Source organism: Streptomyces sp. NPDC016851, from assembly GCF_055562795.1.
Genome location: NZ_JBVHEP010000003.1, coordinates 222,835 through 239,438 on the forward strand (window position 1 = coordinate 222,835; position 16,604 = coordinate 239,438).

The window sequence follows — 16,604 nt, forward strand, 5'->3', positions numbered from 1 at the left end:
TTACTTACCCGCCTTTCCGACCTTGCGGCGGATGACTTCGCCCTCGTACTTGACGCCCTTGGCCTTGTACGGGTCGGGCCTGCGCAGCTTGCGGATGTTGGCCGCAACCTCGCCGACCTTCTGCTTGTCGATGCCCTCAACCGAGAAACGGGTCGGGGACTCCACCTTGAAGGTGATGCCCTCGGGGGCCTCGACCAGGATCGGGTGGCTGTAGCCGAGGGAGAACTCCAGGTTGGAGCCCTTCGCCACGACGCGGTAGCCGACACCGCTGATTTCGAGCTTCTTGACGTATCCCTGGGTCACACCGGTGATCATGTTCGCCACCAGCGTGCGGGACAGGCCGTGCAGGGCCTTGCTCTGCCGCTCGTCGTTGGGCCGCAGCACCTGAAGGGTGCCGTCCTCGGCCTTGGCGATGTCGATCGGCGCGATGACGGTGTGGGTCAGTTCGCCCTTGGGGCCCTTGACCGCGACCGTACGGCCGTCGATGGTGACGTCCACGCCGGCGGGAACCGGGATGGGGAGCTTGCCGATACGCGACATTTTGTCTCTCCTCCGTTCCCGAACTACCAGACGTAGGCGAGGACTTCCCCACCCACGCCCTTCTTCTGCGCCTGCTTGTCGGTCAGGAGACCGTGGGACGTGGAGATGATCGCCACGCCCAGGCCGCCCAGCACCTTCGGCAGGTTGGTGGACTTGGCGTACACCCGGAGACCGGGCTTGGAGATCCGCTTGATGCCCGCGATGGAGCGCTCACGGTTGGGGCCGAACTTCAGCTCCAGGACGAGGTTCTTGCCGACCTCGGCGTCCTCGACCTTCCAGCCCGTGATGAAGCCCTCCTGCTGGAGGATCTCCGCGATGTGCGACTTGATCTTCGAGTGCGGCATCGCCACGGAGTCGTGGTATGCCGAGTTCGCGTTCCGCAGACGCGTCAGCATGTCTGCGATCGGATCAGTCATGGTCATGAATTGGCCTTCGGCCTCTCTCGCCGGGGTTTCCTGGTGCGCCATCCCTCTCCCCGATCCGAGACGGGACGGGTGCGGCGCGGTGGACCTACGGCGTAGTAAGTCGTAAGGGCGGCGGCAGACGCCCAACCCCACAAGCCTAAGGCATGCGAGCTGGACGTCCTGCCGCCCCAGATGCTTACCGAGAGCCCTGCTAATCCCTGATTGGGGGGATTACCAGGAGCTCTTGGTCACGCCCGGCAGCTCGCCACGGTGAGCCATCTCACGGAGGCACACGCGGCACAGGCCGAACTTGCGGTACACGGAGTGCGGACGACCACAGCGCTGGCAGCGCGTGTAGCCACGTACGCCGAACTTGGGCTTACGAGCAGCCTTCGCGATCAGAGCCTTCTTCGCCATCTCGCTCACGCCTCCTTGAAGGGGAAGCCGAGGTGACGGAGGAGCGCGCGGCCCTCAGCGTCGTTGGTCGCCGTGGTGACCACGGTGATGTCCATACCCCGGACGCGGTCGATCTTGTCCTGGTCGATCTCGTGGAACATGACCTGCTCCGTGAGACCGAAGGTGTAGTTGCCACGGCCGTCGAACTGCTTGGGGGACAGGCCGCGGAAGTCGCGGATGCGCGGGAGCGCCAGCGACAGGGTGCGGTCCAGGAACTCCCACATGCGGTCGCCACGGAGCGTGACGTGGGCACCGATCGGCTGGCCCTCACGCAGCTTGAACTGCGCGATGGACTTGCGGGCCTTGGTGACGGCCGGCTTCTGACCGGTGATCGTGGTGAGGTCGCGGATGGCGCCCTCGATCAGCTTGGAGTCGCGGGCGGCGTCGCCCACACCCATGTTGACCACGATCTTCACGAGACCGGGGATCTGCATGACGTTCTCGTACTTGAACTCGTCACGCAGCTTGCCCGTGATCTCCTCACGGTACTTCTGCTTCAGGCGCGGAGTGGTGGTGGTCGTCATCAGATGTCCTCACCCGTCCGCTTGGCAACGCGGATCTTGTTGCCTTCGTCGTCGAAGCGGTAACCGACGCGGGTCACGACCTTGTTGCCGTCCTTCTCCACGACCAGCTGGACGTTGGAGACGTGGATCGGCGCCTCGGTGGTGACGATGCCGCCGGCCTGCGAACCGCGAGCCGTCGGACCGGCCTTGGTGTGCTTCTTGACCCGGTTGACACCCTCGACCAGGACACGGTCCTCGCGGGGGAAGGCCGCGATGACCTTGCCCTGCTTGCCCTTGTCCTTACCGGTGATGACCTGGACCAGGTCGCCCTTCTTGATCTTCATGCTCACAGCACCTCCGGCGCGAGGGAGATGATCTTCATGAACTTCTTCTCGCGCAGCTCACGGCCGACCGGGCCGAAGATACGGGTGCCACGAGGGTCGCCGTCGTTCTTCAGAATGACGGCGGCGTTCTCGTCGAAGCGGATGTACGAGCCGTCCGGACGGCGGCGCTCCTTGACGGTGCGAACGATGACCGCCTTGACGACGTCACCCTTCTTCACGTTGCCACCGGGGATCGCGTCCTTGACGGTGGCGACGATGACGTCACCGATACCCGCGTAGCGGCGACCGGAGCCGCCGAGCACACGGATGCAGAGGATCTCCTTCGCACCCGTGTTGTCGGCGACACGCAGTCGCGACTCCTGCTGGATCACGTCTATCTCCTGGTTGTCTGCCGGTTCCCGCAGGGCCCTTTCGGGACGCACCTGCGAGCCTGGCGGAACTGTCCTGCGGGGTAGCCCCCGAAGGAATTACTTAAGCCTCTGCGGGCGAAAACCCACGCCGGGGGCCGCATGGCCGCCCCCGGCGGGGGTCAGCAGGGGGCTTGCGCCCCCGCTTGGTTACTTCGCCTTCTCGAGGATCTCCACGACGCGCCAGCGCTTCGTCGCGGACAGCGGCCGGGTCTCCATGAGGAGGACGCGGTCGCCGACACCCGCGGCGTTCTGCTCGTCGTGCGCCTTGAGCTTGTTCGTACGGCGGATGACCTTGCCGTACAGCGCGTGCTTGACGCGGTCCTCGACGGCGACGACGACGGTCTTGTCCATCTTGTCGCTGACGACCAGACCCTCACGGGTCTTGCGGAATCCGCGGTCCGTCTTGGTCTCTTCAGTCACGTTGCTCTCGCTCATCAGGCGCTCTCCACCGTCTCGATGCCCAGCTCGCGCTCACGCATCAGGGTGTAGATCCGCGCGATGTCCTTGCGGACGGCCTTGAGCCGACCGTGGTTCTCGAGCTGGCCCGTCGCCGCCTGGAAGCGGAGGTTGAACAGCTCTTCCTTGGCCTCGCGGAGCTTGTTGAGCAGCTCCTCGTTGCCCAGCTCGCGCAGCTCGGACGCCTTGGTACCGGCCGACATCACGCTTCACCTGCCTCGCGCTTGACGATCTTGCACTTCATCGGCAGCTTGTGAGCCGCACGGGTCAGGGCCTCGCGCGCGATCTTCTCGTTGGGGTACGACAGCTCGAACATCACGCGTCCGGGCTTGACGTTGGCCACCCACCACTCCGGCGAGCCCTTACCGGAACCCATGCGGGTCTCGGCCGGCTTCTTGGTGAGGGGGCGGTCCGGGTAGATGTTGATCCAGACCTTGCCACCACGCTTGATGTGACGCGTCATGGCGATACGAGCGGCCTCGATCTGACGGTTCGTCACATACGCCGGGGTCAGCGCCTGGATACCGTACTCGCCGAATGCGACCTCAGTGCCACCCTTGGCCATACCACTGCGCTTGGGGTGGTGCTGCTTGCGGTGCTTGACCCTACGGGGGATCAGCATGTCGGTCAGGCCTCCGTTCCGGTGCTCTCAGCCGGAGCGGCGGCAGCGGGAGCCTCGGCCTTGGGGGCCTCGGCGCCGGCAGCCTGCTGCGGCTTGCGACCGCGCCGCTCGCCACCGCGGCCACCACGGGCCGGGCGGTCGGCACCGCCGCGGGCCGGGCGGTTACCCGCACGGGCAGCGGCGTTCTCGGCGCGGACCTCGGCGATGTTCTTGACGTCGCCCTTGTAGATCCAGACCTTCACGCCGATGCGGCCGAAGGTCGTCTTGGCCTCGAAGAAGCCGTAGTCCACGTTCGCGCGGAGCGTGTGCAGGGGCACACGGCCCTCGCGGTAGAACTCCGAGCGGGACATCTCGGCGCCACCGAGGCGGCCACCGCACTGGATCTTGATGCCCTTGGCGCCGGCCTTCATGGCGGACTGCATGCTCTTGCGCATGGCCCGACGGAAGGAGACGCGGGAGGAGAGCTGCTCGGCGACGGCCTGGGCGACCAGCTGAGCGTCGGTCTCGGGGTTCTTGACCTCGAGGATGTTCAGCTGGACCTGCTTGCCGGTGAGCTTCTCGAGGTCACCGCGGATGCGGTCGGCCTCGGCGCCGCGGCGGCCGATCACGATGCCCGGACGCGCGGTGTGGATGTCCACACGCACACGGTCACGGGTGCGCTCGATCTCGACCTTGGAGATGCCGGCGCGCTCCATGCCGGACGTCATCATCCGACGGATGGCGACGTCTTCCTTGACGTAGTCCTTGTACAGCTTGTCGGCGTACCAGCGCGACTTGAAGTCGGTCGTAACGCCGAGCCGGAACCCGTGCGGGTTTACCTTCTGGCCCATTACCGGGTTCCTTCCTTGCTGCTGACGACCACGGTGATGTGGCTGGTCCGCTTGCGGATCCGGTAGGCACGGCCCTGGGCGCGCGGACGGAACCGCTTCAGGGTCGGGCCCTCGTCGACGTAGGCCTCGGAGATGTAGAGGCTGTCGACATCGGTGTGGTCGTAGTTGTGCGCGGCGTTGGCAATGGCGCTGTCCAGCACCTTGCCGACCGGCACGCTCGCGGCCTGCGGGGCGAAACGCAGGACCGCCTGAGCCTCCGTGGCGTTCAGGCCACGGATGAGGTCCACCACTCGGCGGGCCTTCATGGGCGTGACGCGGATGTACCGCGCCTGGGCCCTGGCTTCCATGGTTGTCCTTCCAGTGTCTGTCATGGTCATTCCACCCCGCGCTTAGCGGCGCTTCGACTTCCGGTCGTCCTTGACGTGACCCCGGAAGGTGCGCGTCGGCGAGAACTCGCCGAGCTTGTGGCCGACCATCGACTCGGTGACAAACACCGGAATGTGGGTCTTGCCGTTGTGCACCGCGAGCGTGTGGCCGAGCATGGCCGGCACGATCATGGAGCGACGGGACCAGGTCTTGATGACGTTCTTGGTGCCGGCTTCGTTCTGGGCGTCCACCTTCTTGATCAGGTGGTCGTCGACGAAGGGCCCCTTCTTGAGACTGCGCGGCATCTAAACCCGCTCCTAGCGCTTCTTGTTCGTCTTGCGGCGGCGGACGATGTACTTGTTCGACGCCTTCTTGGGCGAACGAGTACGGCCTTCCTTCTTGCCCCACGGGGACACCGGGTGGCGACCACCGGAGGTACGGCCCTCACCACCACCGTGCGGGTGGTCAACCGGGTTCATGACCACACCACGCACGGTCGGGCGGACGCCCAGCCAGCGCTTACGGCCGGCCTTGCCCCAGTTGATGTTGCTCTGCTCGGCGTTGCCCACCTCGCCGACCGTGGCGCGGCAGCGCTGGTCGACCAGGCGGATCTCACCGGACGGCATGCGGAGGTGGGCCATCGAGCCCTCCTTCGCGAGCAGCTGCACCGAGGCGCCGGCGGAGCGGGCGAACTTCGCGCCGCCGCCCGGACGCAGCTCGATGGCGTGCAGCGTGGTACCGACCGGGATGTTGCGCAGGGCCAGGTTGTTGCCCGGCTTGATGTCGGCCCCGGGACCGTTCTCGACGCGGTCGCCCTGCGACAGGCCACGCGGCGCGAGGATGTAGCGCTTCTCGCCGTCCGCGTAGTGCAGCAGCGCGATGCGCGCGGTGCGGTTGGGGTCGTACTCGATGTGCGCGACCTTCGCCGGCACGCCGTCCTTGTCGTGACGACGGAAGTCGATCACGCGGTAGGCGCGCTTGTGGCCACCACCCTGGTGGCGGACGGTCACACGACCGGAGTTGTTACGGCCACCCTTGCTGTGCAGGGGGCGGACCAACGACTTCTCCGGCGTGGACCGCGTGACCTCGACGAAGTCGGCGACGCTGGCGCCACGACGGCCAGGAGTCGTCGGCTTGTACTTGCGGATACCCATTTCTCAGTCCTCGTCCGATTCCGGACGATCCTGACCGCTTACGCGGTCGGACCGCCGAAGATGTCGATACGGTCGCCCTCGGCGAGGGTCACGATCGCGCGCTTGGTGGACGCGCGCTGGCCGAAGCCCGTGCGGGTCCGCTTGCGCTTGCCCTGGCGGTTGATCGTGTTGACCCCGGTGACCTTGACCGAGAAGACCGACTGAACGGCCTGCTTGATCTGGGTCTTGTTGGCGCTCGGGTCGACGATGAACGTGTACTTGCCCTCGTCGAGGAGCGCGTAGCTCTTCTCCGAGACGACCGGCTTGAGCAGCACGTCACGGGGGTCCGTGAAGGACTTGCTCAGCGGGGTCTCGACGGTGTTCTTGCCCTCGGTGGCGTGGCGACGCGCCTTCTTGACGCGAGCCTCCTTGGCCTTCTTCGCGGCCTTCGAGGCGATAGCGGGGTGACGGATGGCCATCAGACCTCGCTCCCTTCGGTGTCGTTGGCCTTCGGGCCGGCGACGAAGGACTCGAAAGCGGCCTTGGTGAAGACCACGTCGTCCGAGACGAGAACGTCGTACGTGTTCAGCTGGCCCGGCTCCAGGATGTGGACCTGGGGCAGGTTGCGGGCGGACAGCCACGCGGCCTCGTCGGCGCGGTCGACGACCAGGAGCAGGTTCTTGCGCTCGCTGATCTTGCCGAACAGGCTCTTGGCGGCCTTCGTGGAGGGGTTCTCGCCCTCGACCACGCCGGAGACGACGTGGATGCGGTTGTGACGGGCCCGGTCGGTGAGGGCGTGACGCAGCGCGGCAGCCTTCATCTTCTTGGGCGTCCGCTGCGAGTAGTCACGCGGCACGGGACCGTGCACGACGCCACCACCGGCGAACTGCGGCGCGCGGGTCGAACCCTGACGGGCGCGACCGGTGCCCTTCTGGCGGTACGGCTTCTTGCCACCGCCGCGGACCTCGCCACGGGTCTTGGTCTTGTGCGTGCCCTGACGGGCAGCGGCCAGCTGTGCGACGACGACCTGGTGGATCAGCGGAATGCTGACCTTCTCGACGTCGAAGATCTCCGCGGGGAGCTCGACGGAACCGGCCTTGTCGCCCGCCGGCGAAAGGATGTCAACAGTGCTCATTACCTCAGGCCCCCTTGGCCGCGGTGCGGACCAGGACGAGGCCGCCGTTCGGACCGGGAACCGCGCCCTTGATGAGCAGCAGACCCTTCTCCGCGTCAACGGCGTGGACGGTCAGGTTCTGGGTGGTGACCCGCTCGTTGCCCATGCGACCCGCCATGCGGAGGCCCTTGAACACGCGGCCCGGGGTGGCACAGCCACCGATGGAGCCGGGAGAGCGGTGCTTGCGCTGGGTGCCGTGTCCGGCGCCGAGGCCCTTGAAGTTGTGACGCTTCATGACACCGGCGAAGCCCTTGCCCTTGCTCTTGCCGGTCACGTCGACCTTCACGCCGGCCTCGAACACCTCAGCGGTGATCTCCTGGCCCAGCGTGTACTCGGAGGCGTCCGCGGTGCGGATCTCGACGAGGTGGCGACGGGGGGTGACGTCGGCCTTGGAGAAGTGGCCCTTGAGGGGCTTGTTCACCTTGCGCGGGTCGATCTCGCCGAAAGCGATCTGGACGGACTCGTAGCCGTCGACATCGTTCGTACGGACCTGGGTGACGACGTTGGGGCCGGCCTTGACGACGGTGACCGGGACGACGCGGTTGTTCGCGTCCCACACCTGCGTCATGCCGAGCTTCTCGCCCAGGATGCCCTTGATCTGCTTAGCCATCTCTCAGATCACCGGCCTCAGAGCTTGATCTCGATGTCGACACCGGCCGGGAGGTCGAGTCGCATCAGAGAGTCAACGGTCTTGGGGGTGGGGTCGAGGATGTCGATCAGGCGCTTGTGCGTGCGCATCTCGAAGTGCTCGCGCGAGTCCTTGTACTTGTGCGGCGACTTGATGACGCAGTACACGTTCTTCTCAGTGGGCAGCGGCACCGGGCCCGCGACCGACGCACCAGTACGCGTCACCGTCTCGACGATCTTCTTCGCCGAGCTGTCGATGACCTCGTGGTCGTAGGCCTTGAGCCGGATGCGGATCTTCTGTCCCGCCATGGCTACTCAGTAGTCCTGTCTCTCGTAACGCTCTGGAACCCGGTGTTCCATTTCTCTTCCCTCTCCGACCCACGCGGTCGGGCGTGTCGCTCTCCCGCTGACATAGATGTCCCTTGATCGAACATCCCTGCGGGATTGCACACGGCCCTTCCGGTACCGCGAGCCGGAGGCGAAAGCCCACCGGGTGCCTGGCCGGCGCCGCACTGACACTTCCCGAAAGATTCCCGTACGTCCGCCCCAGCGCTGCCGTGTGGCAGTTAGGGCGACGAGTACTGTGGGACTCGCTTCCGGTCCTCCCGGCGGGAGGCGCGCAGCATCAACACTCGACCGAGCAACTCGGACAGTCTGCCATACGGGGCACGGCGGACGCCAATCGAGCCGGAGAGAATACCCCGGGGGTGACGTAGGTCAAACAAGGGCTCGCACGGCCGGCTCGTGTGCGGCGTCCCGCTCGGCCGCGACAGCCGAGAGTCTTCCCTCAGCGCCGTCGGCGCAGCGCCTTCCAGGCGTCACTGATCGCGTAGGTCGCGTCCAGCCGCCAGGCCTCCAGTTTGTCCTGCACCTCTGACGCGATCTTCCACCACTTGAGCCACTGCGGCAGCTGCCGGAACGGCACATGGTCGGCGGTGAAAGCGAACGCTCGCTGAACCACGTCCGGCATCTGCGTCGCCCGGACAATCCGAGGCGACGCGGTAGAGGGACGCCCCGCTCCGGACGGCCGACGAGGTGGTGATCGAGCCGGCGGGCCATCCGTACGTCACCAGGTCGCCAGACTCGGAGAGGAACCGGCGCGCGGCTTCGTGGACGACGAAGGAGCCGCGTTCACGCAGGACCGATTCCCATGTCTCGGTCGGCACCGAACGCCCGGGGCGCCAGCCCGCGCGGCGCAGCACTTCTTCGGTCTGCCAGGACCAGCCCCGGCCCGACCTCTGTCGAACGCTCACTCGCAGATCGTTCCGACATCCGGCTGATGCGGCTTCACGGCCGGTCGTCCGCGTCCCAGCGCACCCAGGGCAATGCCGTACGCCAACCCGGTCGGCGGGCGGCCCACTCCAGCATGACAGGGATCACCAGATCGGCACCTCCCCGGTCCGACCTCACGCTCACCTCCGCGCGATAGTGCGCAAGGGCGCTTCCGTTTCGATATTCGAGCAGCAGCGTCAGATCGTCACGAAAAGCCCCTTGATCTGTCAGCCGGAAGGGTCGTCCCAGACCTCGTCGTCGGCCACGGTGACCCGCAGGCGGGGATGCGTCATCGCAGGGACTGCTCCACGAACGACAACATGTCAGAAAGGGCGAGGGTGTCCGGACCGCTGCCCTGCGTCTCTTCGGTGAGCGTCCAGGTTCGCTCCGAGTCCCACTCGATGCGGAAAACGCGCCCTCGGAAGTTTTCGAACCGGACGAAACTGCCCGGCGCGCCTTCAAGCAGTTTGATCTCCCGGTACAGCGTGGTCTCCGCTGCAAGGATTCCGTCCGGGCCGTCAGTTCCCCCCTTGGTGACCGTGTTGTCGTACCAGAGCCTGAGAAACGGCACGGATTCCCTGTTGAGATTGGCCGGCGAGAGGAACCGGATGAAACTCTCCCGTGCGTCTTCGAGTGAGTAGCGGCTCGGGTCCGCAAATTCACATGCATAGCCGGGAAAGACTGCCCATGTGACCTGCTGGAGCTCGGGCTGCTGAACTTCATGGTAGCGATGAACCCCGGGCCGTGCGGCCGCGAGGACTTCGAAGTTTCGTCCGGGGTGACGAAAGCCTTGGAGAGTGCTCAGCAGCGCACCTTTTTCCAGCAACAGCGAACTGTTTTCGCGTGCAGCCTGGAGAAGCGCACCCACCAGTGCCTGGTCGTACGTGTCGCGAGCATTCACCTGGAAGAGATGGCGCCCATCAGCACTAAGAGCTGCAGCGAAGTCCAGGCCTGGCACAGGGGACCAGTGCCAGGCATCAGGGATCCCCGCGAACTCCTCCACGCCGGGAAATACCGAAACTACCGCAGCCGGATCCATGTTGACCTCCCCTTATGCGCCAATCCCTGACTCTATCAATAGTCGTCTGCCACTCAGAGATCTCATTCCCATCTTCATCAATAGCTGATCGCGCTTCCACAAAATGCCATGGCTCGTCAGGAATAAATCCCTCCTCCAGCTCTTCGAGAAAAATGATCGAGTTCTGGACGTAGACGATTTCCCCTGACCTGTAAAGGGGCCAACAGAAAATAAAGTTACTGTTCTCTGGGTCTGTGATGGATGAAATGAGACACGACGTCGCATCGCTCTCGCGCTCCAGAGCCCTCAAGGCCTTGACCCAGCTGGCACGATATTGCTCCACTCCCCAATAGGACAGAGCCATCGGAAAATCCTCTGCGAACTCCCCCACCACGATGCGACCAACGGCGCCACCGCCGGCTTCGACTTCTTTCGGTGACGGGACAGAGACCACCTGAAGCGAGAATCCGTTACTTCTTGATGTAGTTGAGGTCCGCGTCGTAGGTGCCAATCCTCTGCCCCTTCTTGTTCATCACCGCCGGCCGCGCAGGGCCCGCCAGGCGTCACTGACGGCGTAGACGGATTCCAGCCGCCAGGTCTCCAGCTTGTCCTGCACCTTTGACACGACCTTGCGCCATTTGAGCCACAGCGGAAGCTGCCGGAACGGCACGTAGTCGAGGGTGTCGTCGATGGCGTTCTCGGCGATGCTCTTGCGGCCGAGGCCCTCCGCCCGCAGTGTGGCGTACAGCTCTGGCGTCAACGCGCCGTTGAGCCGGGCCGCGGTGCCCGCCGCCGTGAACGCGAACCCGCGCTGAGCTGCATCCGGTAGCTGCATCGCCCGGACGATCCGCGGCGACGCATCCTCCAGCGAACAGTTGAAGGCCAAACCGATCGCCGCTGTTCCGAGATGCTTTTCACCACGCTCGAACGCGGCGTCCCACTCTGCCGGGTCGTCGATGCCCAACAGTCCTTCGCCGCTTTCCCAGTCCAAGTCGGACGCCATCACGAACCGACGTGGTGCGAGGGCAGCCACCTGATGATCAGCGGCGGCGCGCATCCGGAGCCGGGTAGGGGGAGAACACCGGCTCTCGGGGGAAAACCTGCGGAAAGACGTCCACGTGATGCGCACCGGACCTCACCGCGGCCAGGAACTCGACGAGTCCGCCTTCGAAGTGCGGCCACTTCATGGTGCGCGCGCCGTTGGCTGTGATGGTCCAGGAATTCGGCTCCTCCTCCGGACAGGTCACCCAGTAGATCGTGTCGCCGTTGTCCGTTGCCCCGACGGCCAGCAGTTCGTCGGTCTCGTACGGGATGTTCACACCCCTCTCCCGCGCCTGGTCCAGGATCCCAGCGGCCCGCTCCGAGGACTCCAGGAGACGGGTCATGGAGAAGGGCGACTCCGGCTGGAAGATGTGCAGGAAATCATCGAAGGATCCCGGCCCGTACCGCTCGACGAGCCACTTGTAGTCGTCCGGCAGCGCTACGCCGAGGGCCTCCTCAGCCACATCCAGCTGATCATCCTGCCACCAGCCCTTTGTTGTGCTGCCTACGAGGATGGAGCCCCGTCGAGTCAGAAGGTCGCCTCCACCGCCTGCTCGATGCTCTGAGGGCTCGCCTCCGCGGTTACCGGCACCGCGAAGCTGTAGGAGTCATCACAGAAGGTGAGTTCCTCGTTCGGCGGCACCAGCCTCCGATACCAGACGGCGAATCGGGCAGCGAGGTCCAGGGGGCCTTCCAGGTAGAGACAGGTCCCATCGATGTGGGTCCGGCCTTCCAGCCGGTCTCCCGCCGCGCGATACAGCCATGCCACGTCCCGCACTTCGCGCCCGGGACTGTCACCGCTGCTCACGGAGACGTCGGCCTCGGGCCAGTCCGACCGGAGCGCCCGAACAAGAGCATCGCGGTCGACGACCTGGCCGCTCTTTCCTTCGAAAACAGCGAGGTAGGTCATGAATCTCCTTATTTATGGAGCTACGACGACACGGCCGGGAACACGAACGGTGCATGGGTGACTCGCCGCCAGTGCAAGGTGGTGGTCGAATCAGCGGGCCGGCCGCCCCGCCTCGCGCAGGACGACGACGAGTTGCACCGGCACCTCGGTGTCATCGTGCTTGACCCCTGCCAGCAGGACCTTGCCGGAGACCCTCCAGGCGGTGTGGTCGATGAAGTCCGCCCCGCCTGTCAGATCCTCGTCGCACACCTCGAGGCGAGTGCCGAGCGCTCCGGACTCGAGCTGGGAGACGACAGCCGGGAGTTCGGCGGCAGCAGCGTCGTACAAGTCGTCCAGGTACGTGTCAGGGTCGGGCCACTCGTCGGCGACCTCGCGGAACCAGAGGGTGAACTCCACCTCCACCGGCTCGTCGCCCTGGATCCAAGCGCCGGCGTCGCCCCGCCTCCAGGTGGTCGCCCATTCCTTCGCCGGGTTCCTGCGCTCGCCTTCCCAGCCCGATGCGGCGAGAACCGCTTCCACGGCCTGACCAGTGAGCCTGTCGAGGTCGGACAGCCGACTCAGTTCTTCAGTTACGTCAACCATTTATGTCAATGCCATTTCTCGGGATTGAGCCCGGCAGCGACGAACATTTCACCGCTGGTGACTGTCAGGTCATTTTGATCAATCCGTCGCGCCATCTTCTCGCGATCGAACTCGTGGAACTCGAAAACGAAGTGTTCGACGATCGCCGGCCGGTCCAGGGGGAAGCCATCCAGATCGACCGATGAGTTCGCACGGTCAGCACCCTGGCAGAGGACCGATACGAAGAGGGGGGAGTGTTCCGCTTCCAGGAGTCGATCCGCCTCGCGAATTACCCCTACGATCCCGACTCCACCGGTCACCTCAGCGCACAGATCGTCCAGGCAGTCCACCAGCGCGTCCCAGTTCCTGCCGAAGTACCCGGGAAATCGTAGAACCTCCGCGAACGAACGGTAGATCCCGTCCTCGGTCATCAGGTCGCGGGAGTCGAAGTGGTGGACACGGCCTCCCTTGGCCTCCAGCCGTGACAGCTGCTGCTGGATCCCGGCCTCTCCATGGGGAATCAATACGACCCAGGGCTCTGAGGTTCCGGTGATGTGAAGCCTGGGTCGCATCTCAATCCTTGATCGTCCAGACGGGTGAGCCCGATTCAGGAGCGGGGCGTACCTTCAAGACGGAGAAGTCGATGGACTCATGGTCGACCTCGCCCCCGGTCGGCAGTCGGCCCGCCTCGTCCGGGTGGTAGTACAGGCCATAAGCCCAGTACTCCGGAAACTCATGGCACATGAGATCCGGGTAGGGAGAAATGTCGACGTGCTGGTACCGGTCGTTGATCCTCGCCACGGCCTCGGCACGGGAGATACCGAACCTCGACACCATTTCGCTCGCGATGTCTCGGAAGTATTCGAGCATGCCCTCGTCGAGGCGCATAAGAAATTCTGCCGTCATGATGCCGGAGACCCTACAAGCATCAGGAACGACGCCCGCGCCCAGCCCTCCACGCCTCCCCGACGATGTCCACAAAGCGCAGCCACCAGCCCTCCACCTTGTTCCACACCGTCGCCTGCACCCACCGCCACTTGAACCACGCCGGCAGCTTGCGGAACGGCACGAAGGTCAGCGTGTCGTCGATGGCGTCCCCGGCCTGGCCCTTGAACCCCTCCACGCGCAGCACCGCGTACAGCTCCGGCGTCAACTCCCGGTTCAGCCGCGCTGCGGTACCCGCGGCAGTGAACGCGTATCCCCGCTGCTCGGGATGCGGCGACTGCGTCGCCCTCACGATCCGAGGCGAGGCCTCCTCCAGCGAACACTGGAGCGCCAACCCGATCGCCGCTGTACCGAGACGACTCTCACCGCGCTCCCACGCGGCATCCCACTCCGCAGGGTCGTCGAGGCCCAACAGGCCCTTGCCGCTTTCCCAGTCCCATGCGGACGCCATGAGCAGTATCCCTACCGGTACCAATCCCCGCCGTCGCTCTCCAACGCACTGCGCACATAGCGCTCCAGGCTCGGTGCCACGAGGTTTCTGCTGTCCGTCTCATGGTCCCAGACGAACACCTCCTGGCGCTCGGGGCACCGGACGAAGGCGAACTGGTCTCCCCCGCCGTTGTCCCCGAAGAACATCAGCGAATCGAAGGCCATGTACAGGGACTTGTACTGTTCGTCGTTGCGAAACAAGAGATTGTCGCAGAGGATCCGCTCGGCAGACCAGATGACGTCGGTGCCGTATTCATCGGCCAGCCCATCGCTCTCGAGAAGAAAGGCGCGGAGGCCACTCGGGAGCGGCTGCCCCAGGACCGATTCGATCCGGTCGAGGGTGCCGGGACACACGGGGTCACGGAGCTCCGTTGAGGGGAACGCTCCGACGAACTCGCGCCACATGACATGCACTCCCACGATTCGTTGCCGTCGGCGTCGGTCGGGCGCACGGCTCGGTGCCGAAGACTCCTGGACGCCGTCCGAGCGCTGCCTCACGGCAGCTGGTGCGGCAAGTACTCGCTATGCCTTCGGTGATGGCGCCGGTGCGAGCCGACCGGCCAGGGCGTCGTCCACCTGGCCGTCGAACAGGGCGAAATGGGCCAGGACAAAAATACCGCAAGGTTCGGTTCGGCCAGCGATCACCTTGTCGTTCTCATCCACGTAGGCACTGCGCGCGGGATCGAAGAAACAGTGCTGAGCCAGCAGGTCTGTCGGCTTGAGCAAGGCGTCAATGCGAGCGGGTCCGGCTTCTCGGTCTCGGCACGGACGTCATACACGTAGGCGAGGATGCCTCCGGGGAACCTGCCCTCGGGGCCGCTCTGCCCAGTTCTCACAATCCGACCGAAACGGAGCCCATGCCCCTCCGGCTGGAGCACGAAGAGGTCACCCGGCTGGTGCAGCCGGCGCTGCCCCTTCATCTTGATCAAAGGCATTCCTTGAACGCCTTCCTGAAGGACTCCGGGCTCGAGTCGTCCCCCGGGTTGTCCATGTCCATCAGGGGGAGGTTGATCTCCACCACGGAGATCTGCCGCTCGACGTCGTGCGCGTTCCACTCCTCGACCGCGCGAAAAGAGCGCGAGGCCGCGAAGTAGGCGGGCTGTATGTGCGCGTACGCGGCCCGGACGGTCCAGGCTCCCTGAGCGTCCCTGGTCATGGGCCTGCCAGGCGGCACGATGATGAGGTCGTGCCAGCCGTCGCCCCGCCGGTTCTCCAGGATCTGGGCCTCTCCGACGCCGGGACGCCCGCCGTAGCGTTCGAGGGCGAAGATCCCTGCCATGAGCACCGCGTCGACCGGAGTGTCGGCCCGCAGTCCCCGCTGGCAGACAACGTCTTGGCAGTCTTCGAAGACGCGCCGCCATCTGTCCAGCGTGTCGGTCTTCTGCGAAGTGATCACTAGGCGCACAGGGGCATTGTTCCAGTCTGAAAATGCGATGAGAAGCCGCCCTTCTGGTGCATTTTTCATTTCCTTGCGGGCGCGTCGAGGCAGCTTTGATTGATTTCCATTGCCTGACATTGCTCTAATCCGCCTGATCGCACGGGAACTAATCCCGCGCAGAAACGAAAAAGGAGCGTCATGCGGGTCAAACGAGCTCTGCTCGTGGGCATCTCCGTGCTCACCGTCTCGCTGGGCACCACCACCGCCACCGAGGCGATCGGCTGGGAGCGCCCCTGGACCGCCCACACCCAGAGCAGCACCCTCTCCCCGGCACACAGTGACGGGTACGGCAAGGGGAGTGCCAAGGGCGACAAGAAGAAGGGGAAGAGCAAGGACAAGGGCAACAAGTACAAGCTCGTCCACAAGTGCGTCGGCACGCACTCCTTCGACTTCTGCACCAAGAAGGCGATCTTCGCCCCGAGGATCCTCGGTGACATCGGGCTCGTGACGGGTCTCATCGGGCTGCCCAACGGATCCAACGGAACCAATGGCCAGACCGGAACCAATGGAACCAACGGAACTAACGGAACTAACGGAACTAACGGAACCAATGGTACGAACGGCACCAACGGCACGAATGGAACCAACGGGACCAACGGAACCGACGGCACCAACACGCCCCCGCCACCCCCCAGCCACTGGTGCTCCCCCGGCTACTGGAGGCAGCCACAGCACCTCGACTCGTGGGCGGCCACCGGCTACAGCCCCGACGACAACTTCGCCGACTCGACGGGCGTGGAGGCCACGCGGAGCAACCTCGGCGTCAGGCAGGGCGCGCCGGTGGACCCGACGCTCCACCAGGTCGTCGACAACCCACAGTGGTACGGCGGTGACGACACCAACAGGGTCGCCGACCTGCTGAGCGCCAACCACCCCGCCGTCAACTACGACCCGCCGCCGTTCCGGCAGAACGCCCTGCCCTGCCCCCTGAACTGACGCGTCGTCCGGCGTGGGGGCCCGGGGGGGGGGGGGGGGGGCCCCCCCCCCGGGCCCGCCGCGCCGGGGCCGGGGTGTAAGCACCCCGCCCCAAGGCCCCCCCCCCCCGCCCCCCCCCCGGGGGGGTGG

31 protein-coding genes and 1 pseudogene are annotated in these 16,604 nt (G+C 65.4%); 1 reads left to right on the top strand and 31 read right to left on the bottom strand.

What is annotated here, in order from left to right:
• From rplF to ACZ3I3_RS06430, 31 genes and pseudogenes are all read right to left on the bottom strand, one after another.
• A complete protein-coding gene (rplF, locus tag ACZ3I3_RS06280; protein WP_010036705.1) occupies window positions 1–540 on the bottom strand; it encodes a 50S ribosomal protein L6 in 540 nt (179 codons plus the stop codon).
• Between the two features lie 23 nt (window positions 541–563).
• Complete coding sequence (gene rpsH / locus ACZ3I3_RS06285) at window positions 564–962, bottom strand: 30S ribosomal protein S8 (protein WP_003992367.1); 399 nt, start codon at window positions 960–962, stop codon at window positions 564–566.
• Window positions 963–1,175: 213 nt separating this feature from the next.
• On the bottom strand, window positions 1,176–1,361 hold the full coding sequence (locus ACZ3I3_RS06290; protein WP_003948630.1) for a type Z 30S ribosomal protein S14: 186 nt from the start codon (window positions 1,359–1,361) through the stop codon (window positions 1,176–1,178).
• Window positions 1,362–1,366: 5 nt separating this feature from the next.
• Window positions 1,367–1,924, bottom strand: coding sequence for a 50S ribosomal protein L5 (gene rplE / locus ACZ3I3_RS06295; protein ID WP_010036711.1), 558 nt, complete (start codon window positions 1,922–1,924; stop codon window positions 1,367–1,369).
• Window positions 1,924–2,247: a 50S ribosomal protein L24 gene (rplX, locus tag ACZ3I3_RS06300; protein ID WP_003992365.1), complete on the bottom strand. Its 324-nt coding sequence runs from the start codon at window positions 2,245–2,247 to the stop codon at window positions 1,924–1,926. The genes rplE and rplX overlap by 1 nt, the downstream gene beginning before the upstream one ends.
• A gap of 2 nt (window positions 2,248–2,249) precedes the next feature.
• Complete coding sequence (gene rplN / locus ACZ3I3_RS06305; RefSeq protein ID WP_003998823.1) at window positions 2,250–2,618, bottom strand: 50S ribosomal protein L14; 369 nt, start codon at window positions 2,616–2,618, stop codon at window positions 2,250–2,252.
• A gap of 186 nt (window positions 2,619–2,804) precedes the next feature.
• The gene (rpsQ, locus tag ACZ3I3_RS06310) at window positions 2,805–3,092 is read right to left on the bottom strand and encodes a 30S ribosomal protein S17 (RefSeq protein ID WP_010036717.1); all 288 of its coding nucleotides are present in this window, start codon (window positions 3,090–3,092) and stop codon (window positions 2,805–2,807) included.
• Entirely contained in the window at window positions 3,092–3,316 is a 225-nt protein-coding gene (gene rpmC / locus ACZ3I3_RS06315; protein WP_010036720.1) for a 50S ribosomal protein L29, read from the bottom strand. Before rpmC ends, rpsQ begins: the two co-directional genes overlap by 1 nt.
• A complete protein-coding gene (gene rplP, locus ACZ3I3_RS06320; RefSeq protein WP_086601013.1) occupies window positions 3,316–3,735 on the bottom strand; it encodes a 50S ribosomal protein L16 in 420 nt (139 codons plus the stop codon). The genes rpmC and rplP overlap by 1 nt, the downstream gene beginning before the upstream one ends.
• Before the next feature lie 5 nt (window positions 3,736–3,740).
• Entirely contained in the window at window positions 3,741–4,565 is an 825-nt protein-coding gene (rpsC, locus tag ACZ3I3_RS06325; RefSeq protein ID WP_010036723.1) for a 30S ribosomal protein S3, read from the bottom strand.
• On the bottom strand, window positions 4,565–4,912 hold the full coding sequence (gene rplV / locus ACZ3I3_RS06330; protein WP_010036727.1) for a 50S ribosomal protein L22: 348 nt from the start codon (window positions 4,910–4,912) through the stop codon (window positions 4,565–4,567). The genes rpsC and rplV overlap by 1 nt, the downstream gene beginning before the upstream one ends.
• A gap of 42 nt (window positions 4,913–4,954) precedes the next feature.
• A complete protein-coding gene (gene rpsS / locus ACZ3I3_RS06335; RefSeq protein WP_003992359.1) occupies window positions 4,955–5,236 on the bottom strand; it encodes a 30S ribosomal protein S19 in 282 nt (93 codons plus the stop codon).
• A 12-nt stretch (window positions 5,237–5,248) separates the two neighbouring features.
• Window positions 5,249–6,085, bottom strand: coding sequence for a 50S ribosomal protein L2 (rplB, locus tag ACZ3I3_RS06340; protein ID WP_086560683.1), 837 nt, complete (start codon window positions 6,083–6,085; stop codon window positions 5,249–5,251).
• A gap of 38 nt (window positions 6,086–6,123) precedes the next feature.
• Entirely contained in the window at window positions 6,124–6,543 is a 420-nt protein-coding gene (rplW, locus tag ACZ3I3_RS06345; RefSeq protein WP_338782539.1) for a 50S ribosomal protein L23, read from the bottom strand.
• Window positions 6,543–7,199: a 50S ribosomal protein L4 gene (gene rplD, locus ACZ3I3_RS06350; RefSeq protein WP_467363003.1), complete on the bottom strand. Its 657-nt coding sequence runs from the start codon at window positions 7,197–7,199 to the stop codon at window positions 6,543–6,545. The genes rplW and rplD overlap by 1 nt, the downstream gene beginning before the upstream one ends.
• Before the next feature lie 4 nt (window positions 7,200–7,203).
• Window positions 7,204–7,848, bottom strand: a complete 645-nt coding sequence (gene rplC, locus ACZ3I3_RS06355; RefSeq protein WP_059424828.1) for a 50S ribosomal protein L3 — start codon at window positions 7,846–7,848, stop codon at window positions 7,204–7,206.
• Between the two features lie 17 nt (window positions 7,849–7,865).
• Window positions 7,866–8,174, bottom strand: coding sequence for a 30S ribosomal protein S10 (gene rpsJ, locus ACZ3I3_RS06360; protein ID WP_003948644.1), 309 nt, complete (start codon window positions 8,172–8,174; stop codon window positions 7,866–7,868).
• 478 nt (window positions 8,175–8,652) lie between these two features.
• Complete coding sequence (locus ACZ3I3_RS06365; protein ID WP_467363387.1) at window positions 8,653–8,826, bottom strand: hypothetical protein; 174 nt, start codon at window positions 8,824–8,826, stop codon at window positions 8,653–8,655.
• A 118-nt stretch (window positions 8,827–8,944) separates the two neighbouring features.
• Window positions 8,945–9,118 (bottom strand): annotated as a pseudogene (locus ACZ3I3_RS06370) (SUKH-3 domain-containing protein); the annotation flags it as partial.
• Window positions 9,119–9,426: 308 nt separating this feature from the next.
• Window positions 9,427–10,176, bottom strand: a complete 750-nt coding sequence (locus tag ACZ3I3_RS06375; protein ID WP_467363006.1) for a hypothetical protein — start codon at window positions 10,174–10,176, stop codon at window positions 9,427–9,429.
• Window positions 10,115–10,609 carry a hypothetical protein gene (locus ACZ3I3_RS06380; protein ID WP_467363007.1) on the bottom strand — a complete coding sequence of 165 codons (495 nt, stop codon included), beginning with the start codon at window positions 10,607–10,609 and terminating at the stop codon, window positions 10,115–10,117. The genes ACZ3I3_RS06375 and ACZ3I3_RS06380 overlap by 62 nt, the downstream gene beginning before the upstream one ends.
• Before the next feature lie 78 nt (window positions 10,610–10,687).
• The gene (locus ACZ3I3_RS06385; RefSeq protein ID WP_467363009.1) at window positions 10,688–11,212 is read right to left on the bottom strand and encodes a hypothetical protein; all 525 of its coding nucleotides are present in this window, start codon (window positions 11,210–11,212) and stop codon (window positions 10,688–10,690) included.
• Entirely contained in the window at window positions 11,196–11,729 is a 534-nt protein-coding gene (locus ACZ3I3_RS06390) for an SMI1/KNR4 family protein (RefSeq protein ID WP_467363373.1), read from the bottom strand. The genes ACZ3I3_RS06385 and ACZ3I3_RS06390 overlap by 17 nt, the downstream gene beginning before the upstream one ends.
• A complete protein-coding gene (locus ACZ3I3_RS06395; protein WP_467363010.1) occupies window positions 11,726–12,106 on the bottom strand; it encodes a hypothetical protein in 381 nt (126 codons plus the stop codon). Before ACZ3I3_RS06395 ends, ACZ3I3_RS06390 begins: the two co-directional genes overlap by 4 nt.
• Window positions 12,107–12,196: 90 nt before the next feature.
• Window positions 12,197–12,688 (bottom strand): hypothetical protein, encoded by a 492-nt coding sequence (locus ACZ3I3_RS06400; protein ID WP_467363011.1) that lies wholly within the window; start codon window positions 12,686–12,688, stop codon window positions 12,197–12,199.
• Window positions 12,689–12,693: 5 nt separating this feature from the next.
• On the bottom strand, window positions 12,694–13,239 hold the full coding sequence (locus ACZ3I3_RS06405) for a barstar family protein (protein WP_467363013.1): 546 nt from the start codon (window positions 13,237–13,239) through the stop codon (window positions 12,694–12,696).
• 1 nt (window position 13,240) lies between these two features.
• The gene (locus ACZ3I3_RS06410; protein WP_467363015.1) at window positions 13,241–13,573 is read right to left on the bottom strand and encodes a hypothetical protein; all 333 of its coding nucleotides are present in this window, start codon (window positions 13,571–13,573) and stop codon (window positions 13,241–13,243) included.
• Window positions 13,574–13,595: 22 nt separating this feature from the next.
• Complete coding sequence (locus tag ACZ3I3_RS06415) at window positions 13,596–14,063, bottom strand: hypothetical protein (RefSeq protein ID WP_467363017.1); 468 nt, start codon at window positions 14,061–14,063, stop codon at window positions 13,596–13,598.
• Between the two features lie 11 nt (window positions 14,064–14,074).
• Entirely contained in the window at window positions 14,075–14,506 is a 432-nt protein-coding gene (locus ACZ3I3_RS06420) for an SMI1/KNR4 family protein (RefSeq protein ID WP_467363018.1), read from the bottom strand.
• Between the two features lie 117 nt (window positions 14,507–14,623).
• Window positions 14,624–14,827 (bottom strand): hypothetical protein, encoded by a 204-nt coding sequence (locus ACZ3I3_RS06425; RefSeq protein ID WP_467363020.1) that lies wholly within the window; start codon window positions 14,825–14,827, stop codon window positions 14,624–14,626.
• A 199-nt stretch (window positions 14,828–15,026) separates the two neighbouring features.
• Complete coding sequence (locus ACZ3I3_RS06430; RefSeq protein ID WP_467363021.1) at window positions 15,027–15,506, bottom strand: hypothetical protein; 480 nt, start codon at window positions 15,504–15,506, stop codon at window positions 15,027–15,029.
• A gap of 171 nt (window positions 15,507–15,677) precedes the next feature.
• Between ACZ3I3_RS06430 and ACZ3I3_RS06435 the strand changes: the two genes are divergently transcribed.
• A complete protein-coding gene (locus ACZ3I3_RS06435) occupies window positions 15,678–16,475 on the top strand; it encodes a hypothetical protein (protein ID WP_467363023.1) in 798 nt (265 codons plus the stop codon).
• The last annotated feature ends 129 nt before the right edge of the window (window positions 16,476–16,604 follow it).

Excerpts from the sequence above, each read along its gene's own strand:
- rplF (WP_010036705.1), bottom strand. The coding sequence starts at position 540 with ATGTCGCGTATCGGCAAGCTCCCCATCCCGGTTCCCGCCGGCGTGGAC.
- rpsH (WP_003992367.1), bottom strand. The coding sequence starts at position 962 with ATGACCATGACTGATCCGATCGCAGACATGCTGACGCGTCTGCGGAAC.
- ACZ3I3_RS06290 (WP_003948630.1), bottom strand. The coding sequence starts at position 1,361 with ATGGCGAAGAAGGCTCTGATCGCGAAGGCTGCTCGTAAGCCCAAGTTC.
- rplE (WP_010036711.1), bottom strand. The coding sequence starts at position 1,924 with ATGACGACCACCACCACTCCGCGCCTGAAGCAGAAGTACCGTGAGGAG.
- rplX (WP_003992365.1), bottom strand. The coding sequence starts at position 2,247 with ATGAAGATCAAGAAGGGCGACCTGGTCCAGGTCATCACCGGTAAGGAC.
- rpsQ (WP_010036717.1), bottom strand. The coding sequence starts at position 3,092 with ATGAGCGAGAGCAACGTGACTGAAGAGACCAAGACGGACCGCGGATTC.
- rpmC (WP_010036720.1), bottom strand. The coding sequence starts at position 3,316 with ATGTCGGCCGGTACCAAGGCGTCCGAGCTGCGCGAGCTGGGCAACGAG.
- rplP (WP_086601013.1), bottom strand. The coding sequence starts at position 3,735 with ATGCTGATCCCCCGTAGGGTCAAGCACCGCAAGCAGCACCACCCCAAG.
- rpsC (WP_010036723.1), bottom strand. The coding sequence starts at position 4,565 with ATGGGCCAGAAGGTAAACCCGCACGGGTTCCGGCTCGGCGTTACGACC.
- rplV (WP_010036727.1), bottom strand. The coding sequence starts at position 4,912 with ATGGAAGCCAGGGCCCAGGCGCGGTACATCCGCGTCACGCCCATGAAG.
- rpsS (WP_003992359.1), bottom strand. The coding sequence starts at position 5,236 with ATGCCGCGCAGTCTCAAGAAGGGGCCCTTCGTCGACGACCACCTGATC.
- rplB (WP_086560683.1), bottom strand. The coding sequence starts at position 6,085 with ATGGGTATCCGCAAGTACAAGCCGACGACTCCTGGCCGTCGTGGCGCC.
- rplW (WP_338782539.1), bottom strand. The coding sequence starts at position 6,543 with ATGGCCATCCGTCACCCCGCTATCGCCTCGAAGGCCGCGAAGAAGGCC.
- rplD (WP_467363003.1), bottom strand. The coding sequence starts at position 7,199 with ATGAGCACTGTTGACATCCTTTCGCCGGCGGGCGACAAGGCCGGTTCC.
- rplC (WP_059424828.1), bottom strand. The coding sequence starts at position 7,848 with ATGGCTAAGCAGATCAAGGGCATCCTGGGCGAGAAGCTCGGCATGACG.
- rpsJ (WP_003948644.1), bottom strand. The coding sequence starts at position 8,174 with ATGGCGGGACAGAAGATCCGCATCCGGCTCAAGGCCTACGACCACGAG.
- ACZ3I3_RS06375 (WP_467363006.1), bottom strand. The coding sequence starts at position 10,176 with ATGGATCCGGCTGCGGTAGTTTCGGTATTTCCCGGCGTGGAGGAGTTC.
- ACZ3I3_RS06385 (WP_467363009.1), bottom strand. The coding sequence starts at position 11,212 with ATGCGCGCCGCCGCTGATCATCAGGTGGCTGCCCTCGCACCACGTCGG.
- ACZ3I3_RS06395 (WP_467363010.1), bottom strand. The coding sequence starts at position 12,106 with ATGACCTACCTCGCTGTTTTCGAAGGAAAGAGCGGCCAGGTCGTCGAC.
- ACZ3I3_RS06400 (WP_467363011.1), bottom strand. The coding sequence starts at position 12,688 with ATGGTTGACGTAACTGAAGAACTGAGTCGGCTGTCCGACCTCGACAGG.
- ACZ3I3_RS06405 (WP_467363013.1), bottom strand. The coding sequence starts at position 13,239 with ATGCGACCCAGGCTTCACATCACCGGAACCTCAGAGCCCTGGGTCGTA.
- ACZ3I3_RS06410 (WP_467363015.1), bottom strand. The coding sequence starts at position 13,573 with ATGACGGCAGAATTTCTTATGCGCCTCGACGAGGGCATGCTCGAATAC.
- ACZ3I3_RS06415 (WP_467363017.1), bottom strand. The coding sequence starts at position 14,063 with ATGGCGTCCGCATGGGACTGGGAAAGCGGCAAGGGCCTGTTGGGCCTC.
- ACZ3I3_RS06420 (WP_467363018.1), bottom strand. The coding sequence starts at position 14,506 with ATGTGGCGCGAGTTCGTCGGAGCGTTCCCCTCAACGGAGCTCCGTGAC.
- ACZ3I3_RS06435 (WP_467363023.1), top strand. The coding sequence starts at position 15,678 with ATGCGGGTCAAACGAGCTCTGCTCGTGGGCATCTCCGTGCTCACCGTC.